Below are 13,907 nucleotides of genomic sequence, written 5' to 3'. Positions count from 1 at the left end.
AATTTTAAACGGAAAAGCATGAATGTCGTCCCCGCGAAGGCAGGGATCCAATGTCGCATGCGTCGCGGCGACGCATGAAAAATTGGACCCCCGCCTGCGCGGGGGCGACGTTTCCGGCAGTGCCGGGAACGTCGGGGTTGGTCAGAACGCGTAGCTGGCGCGCGCGTACACGTAGCGTCCGTTGTTGCCGAACGGCGTGTAGTTCGAGAACGGCGTGTTGCCCGTCGTGTTCAGCGCCGGCGGCAGCGTTTCCGAGTATTTGTCGAAGACGTTGTCCGCGCCCAGGGCCAGCGTCAGCTTGGGCGTGGCGGCGAAGCGCGCTTCCAGGTCGACGATCGTCTTGGCCGACAGCTCGTAGTCGAAGGCGGCCGTGGTGCCCGGGGCCAGCACTTCGCCGTAGCGGGTGGCGCGCGCCGTCAGGCCCCATTGCGCCAGCTTCCAGTTCATGCTGGCCGTGACCTTGTTCTTCGGCTGGCCTTTTTCCAGCGTCAGCACGTTCACGCGGTCGAACAGCACCGGTGCGGGATTCAGGGCGGCCAGCTGCGCCGTGGTCGGTACCCTGGTCACGTCGGTATGGTTGAAGTTGCCGGCCAGCGTGAAGTCGAAGCGGCCGGCGGCGCCCGCGTTCCACGGCAGGCTGGCGACGACGTCCACGCCTTCGGTACGGGTGTTCACGCCGTTGATGAAGAAGCGTCCGCCGCCCACGCCGGCAAAGCCCTGGGCCGTGATGTAGTTGCGCACCGCGGTCGAGGTCAGGTTCTCGGACAGCACGATGCGGTCGCGCATATTGATGCGGTAGGCGTCGATGGTGAGGCTGAACGGGGCCAGGCGCATCACGGCGCCGAGCGAGAAGTTGGTCGACTTCTCGGCCTTCAATTCCTTGGCGCCCAGCGCCACGGCGACCGGGTCGTTCGGCTTGAAGGTGGTGATCTCGTACGGGATGCCGTTGATGAAGTTGGTCGACGTCGAGGTGAAGTACTGCTGCTGCAGCGAGGGCGCGCGGAAGCCGTTCTGCACCGAGCCGCGCAGTGCGAAATTCTTGCCGAAGTCGTAGCGGCCCGAGAGCTTGCCGGCCAGGCTGCTGCCGTAGTCGTTGTAATGTTCGCCGCGCACCGCCGCCGAGGCGAGGAAGGCGTCGGTGACGTTCGCCTCGATGTCGGCGAACACGCCGATCGCCGTGCGCGACGCGCTCACGTTGTTGGACGGACGGAAGCCGGGGAACACCTGGGCGCCCGGCGCGGCCGGCGTGCCGTTGGCCAGGATCCGTCCACCGGAACGGTAGGAGTCCGGTTCGCCCGCATGCATCTCGTAGCCTTCGCGGCGCGCCTCGGTGCCGATCGCCAGGTTCAGCGGCGAGGCCAGTCCCTTGACGTCGAACTTGCGCACGCCGGTCAGGTTGTAGACGAGCTGGTTGTACGAGAAGCCGCCCGCGTCGAACTGGGTCTTGCTGGTCGGCCCGATCGAGGCGTTGAGCGTGTGCTCGATGGAGTAGTCCATCCGGTTCTTGCCGTAGACGAGCGAGGTGTCCAGGTCCCAGTCGCCCATCGTCCAGCTGGCACCGGCGGCGGCGCTGAAGTCCTCGACGGTGGGCGCGATGATCGGCAGGAAGCCGTCCGGGTAGATCGATGGCACGTTGCGCGCATCCTGGGGCAGGCGGAAGTAGCCGGCCGACTCGGCATCGCGCAGCTGGTAGCTGGACCAGCCGTAGACCTTGACGCCGCTGGCCAGGGTGTTGCCGGCGTTGACGAACACGGTCTTCTGCTGCATTTCCGGGTCACCGTACCAGGCGTTGAAGCGGTTGATGGTCAGCTCGCGCGGATCGAAGGCGCCGTTCACTTTCGCGTACTGCTGGCGCATGTCGTAGCCGCTGCGCTCCGTGTGCTGCTGGTCCTTGTATTCGGCCGCGATGGTGACGAAGCCCGTCTCGCCCCACGGCAGGCCTTTCCAGACGCTGGCCGTCTTGGTCTGGCCGTCGGTGCGCTTGCGCGAGTTCGGTCCGCTCCAGGTGGCGCCGGCCGGCGCGACGTCGTTCCACAGGTCGTATTCGGTCTTGCGCTCGCCGAAGGTGAAGGTGCCTTCGCCGCCGTCGCGGTCCGTGCGCAGGCGCACGTTGACGACGCCCGAGATGGCGTCCGAGCCGTACTGGGCGGCGGCGCCGTCGCGCAGCACCTCGATGTTCTTGACGATGGCGGACGGGATCGTGTTCAGGTCGACGGCGGCCGAGCCGCGGCCGATGCTGCCGTTCAGGTTGACCAGCGAGGAGGCGTGGCGGCGCTTCGAGTTGACCAGCACGAGGCTCTGGTCCGGCGCCATGCCGCGCAGCGTGGCCGGACGGATCGTGTCGGTGCCGTCGGTCAGCGCCGGGCGCGGGAAGTTCAGCGAGGGCAGGGCGACGGACAGCGCCTGGTTCAGTTCCGTGGAACCGGTGGCCTTGAGGGTGTCGGCCGAAATGATGTCGACGGGGGAGGCGGTGTCGAGGGCGGTGCGGTTGGCCACGCGGGTACCGGTGACGACCACGGTGGCGGCGTTGCCGTCAGCGGCGGTGGTGTCCTGGGCCTGGGCGGGCGCCATCGTGCCGAACAGGGCGGCGATGGAAACGGCGAGTACGGTTTTTTCCGGCGCAAATCGTTGTTGCATCTCTTGTCCTTGTTATGGTCTGGCCTGGCCGTGGGAAAGCGGCCGGCATGCATGCGATACGGCGTTCTCCTGCTCCCTGGTCGGGCGCCTCCGCGGACGTGCCGGCGGCGGCGAGATGCGGACGCTGCCGCGGCGTCACCGGTCGGTGTGCCGCGCTGTCCATGGACTCGTATGGTGGCGAGCCCGTATTGATACTGACGGGACCGTCTTCCTGTTGTCAATCCATTCAATTTGTATGGATGTAAATGTGCAACAGCGAGCATGACGGGCGGTCGTTCGCCGTGGTGCGGGATCGGAAAGACGTGCCGCACGGCGGTGCGTGCGAGGAGGAAAAGGGGGAGGGCTGCACCGGCCAGGTGCGCGATCCCCAACTTGGATCGAGCGTTGTGGATATTACTTATAGCAGGGTAGGGTGGGCACTATGTGCCCACCGAGCGCTGATGTGACGCGCACATCTGGTGGGCACGTAGTGCCCACCCTACGTCAATCAGCCCTTGCGTCCGCGCAGCCGTTGTACCAGCGTGACCACGGCCAGCACGACGGCGCCGATGACGACGCCGGCCACGGCATCGACGACGGTCGGCGCCACGGCCGCCAGCAGGCCCCCGACGACGGGCACGCCGGCCACCGCGTGCGCCGCGCTTTCCGCCAGGTGGTGCAGCGGTTCGACCGCATGGCCGATGATGCCGCCGCCGACCATGAACATGGCCGCCGTGCCCACCACCGACAGGGTTTTCATCAGGCGCGGCGCCGCCGCCAGCAGCATGCGGCCGACACCCTGGGCGAAGCCGTTGGCTTTCCTGCTCAGGTACAGGCCGGCGTCATCGATCTTGACGATCAGGGCGACGATGCCGTACACGCCGACCGTCATCGCGATCGCCACCGCGACGAGGGCGGCGACCTGGGCGCCGAACGAGGTGTTTTGCTCGTTGACCACGCCCAGCGCGATCACGATGATCTCGGCCGACAGGATGAAGTCGGTGCGCACGGCGCCCTTGATCTTGTCCTGCTCCACCGCGCGCATGTCGCTGCCGGCGGCCAGCGCGGTCGCGAGTTCCTCCTCGTGGGCGGCATCTTCCGCCTCGCTGTGCAGGAATTTGTGCGCCAGCTTCTCGAAGCCCTCGAAGCACAGGTAGGCGCCGCCGATCATCAGCAGGGGCGTGATGGCCTGCGGCAGGAAGGCGGAAATGGCCAGCGCCGCCGGCACCAGGATCGCCTTGTTGCGCAGCGAGCCCTTGGCCACGGACCAGACGACGGGCAATTCGCGATCGGCGTTCACACCCGTCACCTGCTGGGCGTTCAGCGCCAGGTCGTCGCCGAGCACGCCGGCCGTCTTCTTGGCGGCCACCTTGCTCATCAGGGCGACGTCGTCGAGGACGCTGGCGATATCGTCGATCAGCGCGAGCAAGCTTCCTGCAGCCATGTACTACTCCTAAACAAATATCAAGTTGATCACATCTTAACCGAGGCGGCGCCCGCCGCTGCACACGCTTCGGGCGCGCCCGGGGCTGCTCATTCCTCTTATTTGCGTTTCAACCCCGGAAAACTGCATCCCGTCGCTTTTCGCGGGCAGGAGCGTGCGCGCATACGTATATTGCCAACATCGGCTGCGGTACAGCAGCCTTTCCCATCCCTGAAGGAGAGATGCCCATGTCCAGCAACATCGCCGACCTCGCCAAGTTCGACCTGCCGACCGCGCCGCGCCGCCGCGCGCGTCCGCCGAAACGCAAGACCCGCATCACGATCTACCTCGACGACGAAGTGCTGGACGAGTTCCGTTCGCGCGCGGAACGCACCGGCACCGGCTACCAGACCCTGATCAATGCCGCCCTGCGCCTGCGCCTGGGCGGCGCGGAAACGGTGCCGTCGGCGGCCTGACACCCTGCGGATAGGGAGGGCGGCGGCGGCCAGATCGCACAAACCCCGCCAGTACAGGGCCTACGGCGCGCCGGGCCTTGTATTTGGATTACATGTGGCAATTAATTATGCTAATCTTCCGGCTCTTTCAACCCGGAGGATTTATGAAAAAAGGCGAACTGATCGCTGAATTTGCGAAGCGTACCGAGATGTCGGGCGCCGCTGCGAACGATGCAGTGAACACCATCATCGACATCATCACCGAGCGCCTGAAAAAAGGCGACACGGTCGGCATCACCGGCTTCGGCACGTTCTCGGTCACCAAGCGCGCTGCTCGCAAGGGCCGCAACCCGGCAACCGGCGAAGTGATCAAGATCGCTGCGTCGAAGACGCCGCGCTTCGCTGCCGGCGCGACCCTGAAGGGCGCCGTCAATCCGAAGAAGAAGTAAGCAGTTCCTGCGGCTGGCCGCAGCCACCGGCGTTGCCGGGTGCTGCGTGCCATGCCCGCATTTTCCTTTCCCCGAATTCCTTATTCCCCTGCCAGCATGACTTTCGCTACCTGGATCGGCTTCGTCATCGCCGGCATCCTGATCGCCATCTCGCCCGGCTCGGGCGCCGTGCTGTCGATGTCGCACGGCCTGGCCTATGGATTGAAGAAAGCCAGCGCCACCGTGCTGGGACTGCAACTGGGCCTGATCCTCGTGCTGGTGATCGCCGGCGCCGGCGTCGGTTCCCTCCTGATGGCGTCGGAGCTGGCCTTCACGGTCGTCAAGACCATCGGCGCCCTGTACCTGATCTGGCTCGGCATCGGCCAGTGGCGCGCCAAGGCGGAAGGCCCCAGCGTGTCGACCTCGGGCATGGCCGCGCACCCGTCGTTCGGACGGCGCGTGATGACCGGCTTCCTCACCAACGCCACCAACCCCAAGGGCATCATCTTCATGGTCGCCGTGCTGCCGCAATTCATCTCGAAGGATGCGCCCGTGCTGCCGCAGCTCGCCATCCTGGGCGCGACCATGGTCACCATCGACACCACCGTCATGCACGGCTATGCCTTCCTGGCGTCGTCGATGCAGCGCTGGTTCCGCGACGTGCGCGCCGTGAAAATCCAGAACCGTTTCTTCGGCGCCGTGCTGATGGTGATGGGCAGCCTGCTCTTCTTCGTCAAGCGCGGGCATGCGGCCTGACGCACCCGGCCGCGCGTATCCGCTCTCCCGTATTTCGCAACGGTTTGTAACGCGTGTAGTCTGTACACACGCTCGTGCGTTGTAATCAGGTAGACGGCCTGCGTCCATACAACACCCACGACCACAACGTGCGGAGACTGGAGAGAACGATGCCCCACCACCCCATCCGGAAAGCGGCGACGCTGCTGGCCCTCGCCACCTTGTCGGCCCTGGCCGTCGCACCCGTTACGGCCCAGTCGATCGTATCGAGCGCTTCCGACGACTACGCCGAGACGATCGACGCATCCGCCAATGGCGAGCCGCCGGCGCGCGTAGGCCGCCTGGCCGTCATCCAGGGCCAGGTGAACGTCGGCGGCGACGTCGGCGCCGAACTGTCCGCCGCCCAGATCAACTGGCCCGTCACCACGGGCAGCCTGCTGACCACGGCGGCCAGCGGGCGCACCGAGGTGCAGGTGGGCTCGACCTCGATCCGCCTGGACGGCGATTCCTCGCTCGAGGTGCTGCAGCTCGACGACTTCACCATGCGCCTGCGCCTGCACTACGGCAGCGCCAGCATCCGCGTGGTCAATCCTGACGTCCTGCAGGGCTTCGAGCTGGAGACGCCGCAGGCGCGCGTCCGCCTGGACCAGCCTGGCCGCCTGCGCGTGGACGCCGAGCGCGTGCGCGACACCAGCTTCGTGACCGTGTTCGACGGCGCCGCCCTGGTCGAGGCGGGCGGTGCGCAGCTGACGGTGCGCGCGGGCCGCCGCGCCGAACTGGGCGACATCGACGTGCGCACGCTGGCCGCCGTGCGCGACGGCTTCGACGACTGGGCCGCGGCGCGCGACCGCCTGCAGGACAATGCGGCGTCGGCGCGCTACGTCACCCCCGAGATGACGGGCTACGAAGACCTAGACCGCTATGGCAGCTGGAGCACCAGCGAGGACTACGGTCCCCTGTGGACGCCGACCGTGGCCTCGACCTGGGTGCCGTACCGCGACGGCAGCTGGACCTGGCTCGATCCCTGGGGCTGGACCTGGGTCGACAATGCGCCATGGGGCTATGCGCCGTTCCACTACGGCCGCTGGGTGCAGGTGCGCAACCGCTGGGCCTGGGCGCCGGGACGACCCGGACCGCGCCACGAGCGTCCCGTGTGGGCGCCGGCGCTGGTCGGCTGGGTCGGCGGCGCCGGCTGGGACGTCGTGTTCCGCGACCGCAACCGCCGTCCGGCCTCGGGCTGGTATCCGCTCACGCCGCACGACCGCTTCGTGCCGAGCTGGCGCGCCTCGGCCGCGCGCACGGCATGGTGGAATGCGCACGTGCGCCCCGATCCGCGCCGTCCGCGCGACTACCGCCCGCCCGGCCTGACCGTCGTGCCGCGCGAGCAGTTCGGCCGTCCGGGCCGCGTCAATGTGCCGCGCGCGCCGATCGCCACCGTGCCGCCGACGCTCGTGCACAACGCCCCGGCCGGCGCCCCGCCGGCGCCGCCGAACCGGCCGCTGCGGCCTTCGCGTCCGGACGGGCGTCCCGACGGACGTCCCAATTTCCGTCCCGGCATGCGGCCCGATTTCCGTCCCGATGCGCGACCGGATGCGCAGGCCGACGCCCGGCCGCAGCGCGGCGACTGGGGGCGCGAACCGCGGCGCGGCCGCGGCGTCATCGAAACCAGCAGCAACGACCGCGATGGCTTCGATGGCCGCGACGGGTTCGTCGGCCGCCCGCGTCCGGGCCAGGTCGCCCAGGTCGGCGCCGCGGCGCCCGCGCCGGGCCTGGTGGCGCCGGCCACGCCGGTGCGCCCGCAGGGCATCGTCAGCCCCACGCCGCACCAGCCGCCGCAGCCGCTGACGATCACCAGCCCGCCGCCGCGCCAGTCGCCGCAGCCCCTGCCGCCCGGTGGCCCGCAGCCGCTGAACGGCATCAATCCGACGCCGCAGCAGGGCGTGCCGGAACAGTGGCAGAACCGCCCGGGCTGGCGCCGCGACGCCGACGGCGACGGCCGCCCGGACCGGTTCAACCGTGGTGAACGTGGCGACCGCGGCGAACGCATGGACGAGCTGCGCCGCAACCGTCCGGCCTCGATCCAGACGGCGCCGCCGATGGCGCCCGTGGCGGCCATGGCGCCGCCGCAGCAGCAGGCCGCGCAGCCGGTGCCGCGGTTCGAGCGGCCGGAATCGAGGCCCGATGTGCGACCCGACCCGCGTCCCGATGTGCGACCCGACCCGCGTCCCGATGTGCGACCCGACCCGCGTCCCGACCGTCCGCACCGCGGCGACTTCGGCGGCCCGGCGCGCGTTGCGCCGCCTGCGCCGTCCGCGCCGGCGCCCGCGCCTGCAGCGGCGCCGGCACCAGCGGCACGTCCGGGTCCGCCGCCGGCCCCGGCACCGGCGCCGCAGGCCCGCCGCGGTGAAGAGGGCCATGCCCACACGGACAACCGGGGCCGGCACCAGCAGGAACGTTGAAACCGGGGAAAACGTTCCCATATGGATGCAAGAATGCGTAGGGTGGGCATCGCCTGCCCACCTGGAACCGTGGCGGCATGCCGGCGTTTCAGGTGGACAGGGGTGCTCACCCTACGTCGTTTGCAGGATAATATCGGCCTCGCCCATGTGGGCCGGGCTTAACAATGCATTTTTGACACAGGAGCGGCCATGGACCGGAAAGAATCCCTCATCGAATACCCCAGCGACTTCCCGATTAAGGTGATGGGCGCGACGCACGACGAGTTCGCCGCCACCATCGTCGACGTGGTGGTTGCCCACGATCCGAGTTTCCACGCCGGCAAGGTCGAGATGCGTCCTTCGTCGAATGGCAACTACATCGGCCTGACACTGACCGTGCGTGCCACCAGCCGTGAGCAGCTCGACAACATTTACCGCGAACTGTCGGGCCACCCGATGGTCAAGATCGTCCTGTAAACGTTGTATCCAGGGCTTGCAAGCCTCCGCCCGCCGGGGGCCTTGCAGCGCCGGCCATCAGGCTGGCTTATAATGACGGGGCACACCAGCCCCCGACCATACCTCATGCAAGCGAACCGTCCCGCCGCTCCGGTCATCCGCGAGCTTGGCCGCGCCGACTACGAACCCGTCTTCGCCGAGATGCGCGCCTTCACCGATGCGCGCACCCCCGACACGCCCGACGAACTGTGGATCGTCGAGCATCCGCCGGTCTTCACGCTGGGCCTGGGCGCCGACCGCGGCCATCTGCTGTCCGGTCCAGGCGTGCCGGCCCATGCCGTGCCCGTCGTGCAGACCGACCGCGGCGGCGAGGTCACGTACCACGGCCCCGGCCAGGTCGTGATCTACCTGTTGATGGACCTGCGCCGCAACAAGCCGGGCGGCAAGCTGTACGCGCGCCAGTTCGTGAACAAGATCGAGCAGGCGGTCATCGACGTGCTGGCGGCGTATAATCTTGCGGGTGAACGCGTCGAAGGCGCACCCGGCATCTATATCGCCAAGGGACCGCAGTCCCGCGGCCATGCAGGCGCCAAGATCGCCGCGCTGGGCCTGAAGGTGCGCGGCAACGGCTGCACCTACCACGGCGTATCGCTGAACGTGGCGATGGACCTGTCTCCTTTCACGTGGATCAACCCGTGCGGCTATTCCGGGCTGGCCACGGTGGACATGCGCACCATGGGCGTGGAAGCGCCGCTGGCCGACGTCCAGCAGGCGCTGGCGCGCGCGCTGGTCCACCATCTTTCGACGGCGCCGGCCGAGGCCCGGCCCGCAACGATCGACGCAAACTGATAGCCCAACTGAAGCCCACCGGGGCAGAGAGCCATATGACTTCCGAAATCGATACCGGCACCGCCGCAGCAGCAGCCTACAACGCCAGCGAAAAGCAGAAGGGCGCCAGCAAGACGTCGCGCATCCCGATCAAGATCGTGCCGATCGAGCAGCATGAGCGCCTCAAGAAACCGGACTGGATCCGCGTGAAGGCCGCCACCGCCTCGTCGCGCTTCTACGAGATCAAGGACATCCTGCGCGCCAACAACCTGGTGACCGTGTGCGAGGAAGCCAGCTGCCCGAACATCGGCGAATGCTTCGGCAAGGGCACCGCGACCTTCATGATCATGGGCGACAAGTGCACCCGCCGCTGCCCGTTCTGCGACGTCGGCCACGGCCGCCCGGACCCGCTCGACGTCAACGAGCCGGGCAACCTGGCCAAGACCATCGCCGACCTGCGCCTGTCCTACGTCGTGATCACCTCGGTGGACCGCGACGACCTGCGCGACGGCGGCGCCGGCCACTTCGTCGAGTGCATCCAGAAGACCCGTGCGCTGTCGCCGAACACCAAGATCGAAGTGCTGGTGCCGGACTTCCGCGGCCGCCTGGAAAAGGCGCTGAACATCTTCGCCGACGGCTTGCCGGACGTGATGAACCACAACCTGGAAACCGTGCCGCGCCTGTACAAGGAAGCGCGCCCGGGCGCCGACTACCAGCACTCGCTGGTGCTGCTGCGCGACTTCAAGGCCAAGTACCCGAACGCCGTCACCAAGTCCGGCCTGATGGTCGGCCTGGGCGAGACCGACGAAGAGATCCTGGAAGTCATGCGCGACATGCGCGCGCACGACATCGACATGCTGACCATCGGCCAGTACCTGGCCCCGTCGAACTCGCACCTGCCGGTGCGCCGCTACGTGCACCCGGACACCTTCAAGATGTTCGAGGAGAAAGCCTACGAAATGGGCTTCGTGCACGCGGCCGTGGGCGCGATGGTGCGTTCTTCGTACCACGCCGACCAGCAGGCGCACGAGGCGGGCGTCGCCGCCTGAATCACGGGTCCCGTCACGGGACCATCTCCCTGCCTGACGGCAGCACACGCACGCCGCCGATGGTGTCCGCCATCGCGGCGGCACGTGCGTAATCCAGTACCGCATCCTCGAAGCAGACGTCGATCAGGCACAGGCGCCCGTCGGCCCCGAGCCGCCTGGCCCGCAGGTAGTGGGCCTGCCGGGCGGCGACCGCCAGCGCCTCGCTGCTCGCCGGCGCGCCCCAGCGCGTCACCTGGAACCCCCGGGCCTGCAGCCAGTCGACCACGCGCGCGATCACGTCCACGTCATTCGGCACGAGCAGGTCGGCATCCGAGGACAGGCGCGCGAGGTCTTCGCCGCCCAGCCAGCGGGCGAAGCTGCCATACACGATGACCTCGTCCACCGCGCTGGCCAAGGCCCGGATGCAGTCCCGGGTGGCGTCCAGGTCGATCGGCCGCGCATGGTGCTGCGCGATGAGCGCAACTTCGTGGGCGCGGTTGTTGCGCACGGCGCCGCCCTCCATGGCCTGTGCGGGGCGCTCGTACAGCAGGATGCGCTCGTCCACCAGGTCGTAGCGCTCGGACAGGATGCGGCCGACATCCCAGGCCATCGGGACGAAGTGCTCCCCGATGCGCAGGTTCTCCGCCATCACGATCAGGAAGCCGCCTTCCCGCAGCCGCGCCTTCAGCGCCTTGAAGACGAGGTCCATCCGGTCGAGGAAAGCCCCGTACGTCTCCGTCCCGTAGAGCTGGGACGGACGCTCGTCCTCGCGTTGCCAGCGGCATCCGAAATACGGGATGTTGGTCAGGATCAGGTCGGCCATGGGCAGCGCCGGGGCGACCGCGAGGATGTCGCCGGTCGTCACGGCCTGCTCGCGGGCGCCAGCCCGCTGCATGCGCTCGCCGGCGATCCGCGCCCGGTCCGGTTCCAGTTCCACGCCCATGCCGCGGCGCCCTTCGAGGTGGGCCGCCAGCAGGGTCGTGCCGAAACCGCAGAAGGGATCGATCACGAGCCCGCCGGCCGGGCAGAACTGGCGAATGAAGGGGCGCATCTGTTCGACCCAGCCGCAATCGCGCGCGCCGAGGGGATCGTGGCGTGCCAGGTCGGGCGGCAGCATGAACGCCGGATCCTGGCGCGGCAGCATCAGCCAGCTGTTGTCATCCATGGCGGGCCTCCTGCCGCGCGGCCGCGAACAGCACGTGCCGCTCCGGATTCCAGTCGGCGCACAGGTTGCCGTTGGCATGGAACACCAGCTTGTACACGTCGCCTGAGCCGTGTTGCGCGTGCATGCGCGCATAGTCCGACGCTTCGAACGTCACGCGCATGCTGCCGTGGCGTCCGACGACGTTCCAGAAATAATACCCTTCGGTGACCTGCTCGAACGCGAACCGGTCCAGGAAATCGGGCCGGTCCAGGCAGCTGCCCAGCAGGTCGGCCATCGGCACGCGCGTCGACGCGATATAGCGGGACGTCACGTTGTCGCGGTAGCCATCGTCCAGCTGGGAGAATTCCCTGAACACGACGGATGCGACGCCAAGGTCGGCGGCCCAGGCCAGGTAGCGCATGACGTCTTGCGCGGTCGAAATGCCGCCTTCCTGCACGATGCACACCAGCTTCACCGGCAGGCGCGCCACGAGGTCCTCCAGCATGCCGGAAAACCGTTCGCCGTACTGGACGGCCACGCCCGGGCGGAAGCGCATGATCGACTGGTTGACGGAGGCGTCGGGATGGTGGCGCGACAGCTCCACCCAGTCGAGGCCGAAGTCCACGAACCGATCGACCAGCGCCCGGCCGTGCGCGGGGTGCGCCAGCCCCGCGCCGTTCGTGTACAGCACGCGGTTGTGCACGGGCGATACCTCGGCATGGCGCTCGAGGAGATCGAGCATGCGGCACATCCAGTCCGGGTCGTCCGTCGTCTCCAGTCCGGACAGCGAGTAGGACATCGGCACGCCGGCCAGTTGCCGCAGCGCGTCGCGCAGCTGGTCGAAGTAGCCGGCGCCGGGACGCAGCGCGCTGGCGGGGCGCGGCGCTACCGTTTCGAGCAGCGTCTCCGAGCAGAAACGGCAGCGCGCCGAGCAGGGCATGGCCGATGCGTACGGCGTGAACGTCACCGGCTGCGCAATCCGGTAGGGACGGCCGCCGATGACGTGGTGGTGCCAGCGCGTCTCGTCCAGCGGATCAGGCGCCCGCAACGCCACCGTCGGCACCGCGACCGGCAGTTTCGCCAGGACCGGCGCGGCGATCAGGCGCGCGGCGATAGCGCCGGACATCGGCCGGATCGGGATGACAGCCTTGTCGCGCCCACCTGTCGCTGGGGTGGGCATCGGGATACTGGTACGGGGATGCGAGCTGGTTTCCATGGCGGGCTCTCCTTGTTGGCCATGGCCGCAGTGTATGCTACTTAGTTTAGAGATGCAACTAAGTAGCTCATAACGTGCGAAAGAAGGCTTTCATGAGGAGTTTTCTAGCCGTTTGCGGTAATCCAGCTTAGAATCATCGTGATACTAAGTTTTTTGGAAGTGTGCATGCAACAAGTGATTTGTACTGTCGACCTGGTGCTGTTGACCCTGCAGGATGGCGTGCTCAAGGTGGCATTGCACAAGCGCGAGCGCGCGCCGTTCGAAGGGGTCGCCGCCCTGCCGGGCGGCTTCATCCACCCGGCAGAGGACGCGAATACCCGGAGTGCGGCACTGCGCGTGCTGCGCGAGAAGACGGCGATCGTGCCGCCTTACCTGGAACAGCTGGCGACGTTTTCCGGCCCTGCCCGCGATCCGCGCGGCTGGTCGGTCTCGATCGTGTACTACGCCCTGGTGCCGTTCGACGTCGTCGAAGGCGCCGTCACCGCGGACCTGAAGCTCGCCAGTGTCGACGAGCGGCTCGACCTGCCGTTCGACCATCGCCAGATCGTCGATGCGGCCGTCGCACGCTTGCGCAGCAAGAGCCAGTACTCGTCCTTGCCCTGCCATCTCGCCGGCGACACGTTCACCCTGCCGCAACTGCAACGCGTGTATGAAGCGCTGATGGGCGAGCCCCTCAACAAGGTGAGCTTCCGGCGCAAGATCACGGAGATGGACATGCTGGAGCCGGTCGAAGGCATGTTTTCCAGCGGCGCCGCGCACCGGCCGGCACAGCTGTACCGCCTGAAGCCGGCCCTGCGCGACCGGCTCACGCTGATCGAACGGGGATTGTAGGGGCGCGCGGGGCGCTCATCCCGCGTCGCCTCCCGTGTCCTCGTCCTTCGGCACCGACGTGTTTTCCACGACGGGCAAGGTCGCCCTGCCGCGCTGCACGGCGATCGCCGACAGCACGATCGGATCGAGCCCGAGCCCGCGCGTGCTGTCCACGTGCTCGTACAGCTTCACGCGCATGCGCGGCGCCCAGTAGCGTTCCAGGTGGGTGGCGATGCCCGCATGCGCTTCCTCGCGGTCCGGGAAGGAGGCGAAGAAGGTGCCGATCTGGTTCGCCATGGTGACCAGGTGGTCGATATTCATCGTCGTCCT

Annotated in this window: 13 protein-coding genes; 8 read left to right on the top strand and 5 right to left on the bottom strand. The window is 67.9% G+C overall.

From position 1 onward, the window contains the following. Positions 1 to 141: 141 nt before the first annotated feature. Together ACI1V7_RS16055 and ACI1V7_RS16050 are read right to left on the bottom strand one after the other, a co-directional pair. The gene (locus tag ACI1V7_RS16055; RefSeq protein WP_404532793.1) at positions 142 to 2,637 is read right to left on the bottom strand and encodes a TonB-dependent receptor plug domain-containing protein; all 2,496 of its coding nucleotides are present in this window, start codon (positions 2,635 to 2,637) and stop codon (positions 142 to 144) included. Positions 2,638 to 3,124: 487 nt separating this feature from the next. After that, a complete protein-coding gene (locus ACI1V7_RS16050; protein ID WP_404532792.1) occupies positions 3,125 to 4,060 on the bottom strand; it encodes a DUF808 domain-containing protein in 936 nt (311 codons plus the stop codon). A 227-nt stretch (positions 4,061 to 4,287) separates the two neighbouring features. Between ACI1V7_RS16050 and ACI1V7_RS16045 the strand changes: the two genes are divergently transcribed. The 7 genes from ACI1V7_RS16045 (at position 4,288) to lipA (ending at position 10,428) form a co-directional block, all read left to right on the top strand. Then, a complete protein-coding gene (locus ACI1V7_RS16045) occupies positions 4,288 to 4,515 on the top strand; it encodes a BrnA antitoxin family protein (RefSeq protein ID WP_290414616.1) in 228 nt (75 codons plus the stop codon). Between the two features lie 143 nt (positions 4,516 to 4,658). Next, positions 4,659 to 4,943, top strand: a complete 285-nt coding sequence (locus tag ACI1V7_RS16040) for an HU family DNA-binding protein (RefSeq protein ID WP_290414615.1) — start codon at positions 4,659 to 4,661, stop codon at positions 4,941 to 4,943. Between the two features lie 96 nt (positions 4,944 to 5,039). Continuing rightward, positions 5,040 to 5,678 (top strand): LysE family transporter, encoded by a 639-nt coding sequence (locus ACI1V7_RS16035; protein WP_404532791.1) that lies wholly within the window; start codon positions 5,040 to 5,042, stop codon positions 5,676 to 5,678. 149 nt (positions 5,679 to 5,827) lie between these two features. Further along, positions 5,828 to 8,116, top strand: a complete 2,289-nt coding sequence (locus ACI1V7_RS16030; RefSeq protein WP_404532790.1) for a DUF6600 domain-containing protein — start codon at positions 5,828 to 5,830, stop codon at positions 8,114 to 8,116. A gap of 189 nt (positions 8,117 to 8,305) precedes the next feature. Further along, the gene (locus ACI1V7_RS16025) at positions 8,306 to 8,572 is read left to right on the top strand and encodes a DUF493 family protein (protein WP_404532788.1); all 267 of its coding nucleotides are present in this window, start codon (positions 8,306 to 8,308) and stop codon (positions 8,570 to 8,572) included. 105 nt (positions 8,573 to 8,677) lie between these two features. Further along, positions 8,678 to 9,400 (top strand): lipoyl(octanoyl) transferase LipB, encoded by a 723-nt coding sequence (gene lipB / locus ACI1V7_RS16020; protein WP_404532787.1) that lies wholly within the window; start codon positions 8,678 to 8,680, stop codon positions 9,398 to 9,400. Between the two features lie 35 nt (positions 9,401 to 9,435). Beyond that, entirely contained in the window at positions 9,436 to 10,428 is a 993-nt protein-coding gene (gene lipA / locus ACI1V7_RS16015; RefSeq protein WP_290414610.1) for a lipoyl synthase, read from the top strand. A 13-nt stretch (positions 10,429 to 10,441) separates the two neighbouring features. Here the strand turns inward: lipA and ACI1V7_RS16010 are convergent, their stop codons facing one another. After that, positions 10,442 to 11,572 carry a DNA methyltransferase gene (locus ACI1V7_RS16010; RefSeq protein WP_404532786.1) on the bottom strand — a complete coding sequence of 377 codons (1,131 nt, stop codon included), beginning with the start codon at positions 11,570 to 11,572 and terminating at the stop codon, positions 10,442 to 10,444. Further along, positions 11,565 to 12,767 carry a hypothetical protein gene (locus ACI1V7_RS16005; protein WP_404532785.1) on the bottom strand — a complete coding sequence of 401 codons (1,203 nt, stop codon included), beginning with the start codon at positions 12,765 to 12,767 and terminating at the stop codon, positions 11,565 to 11,567. The genes ACI1V7_RS16010 and ACI1V7_RS16005 overlap by 8 nt, the downstream gene beginning before the upstream one ends. A 165-nt stretch (positions 12,768 to 12,932) precedes the next feature. On the opposite strand from ACI1V7_RS16005, the gene ACI1V7_RS16000 reads away from it, so the two are divergent. Beyond that, positions 12,933 to 13,598, top strand: a complete 666-nt coding sequence (locus ACI1V7_RS16000) for an NUDIX hydrolase (protein WP_404532784.1) — start codon at positions 12,933 to 12,935, stop codon at positions 13,596 to 13,598. Between the two features lie 15 nt (positions 13,599 to 13,613). Here ACI1V7_RS16000 and ACI1V7_RS15995 read toward each other — a convergent pair whose 3' ends face one another. Continuing rightward, complete coding sequence (locus ACI1V7_RS15995; protein ID WP_404532783.1) at positions 13,614 to 13,898, bottom strand: formate dehydrogenase subunit delta; 285 nt, start codon at positions 13,896 to 13,898, stop codon at positions 13,614 to 13,616. Positions 13,899 to 13,907 lie beyond the last annotated feature (9 nt).

Source organism: Massilia paldalensis (assembly GCF_044901715.1).
In the GTDB taxonomy this organism is placed as follows: domain Bacteria; phylum Pseudomonadota; class Gammaproteobacteria; order Burkholderiales; family Burkholderiaceae_D; genus Telluria; species Telluria paldalensis.
The sequence above is the reverse complement of the archived record's forward strand: the minus strand, read 5'-3'. Positions and strand labels throughout refer to the sequence as shown.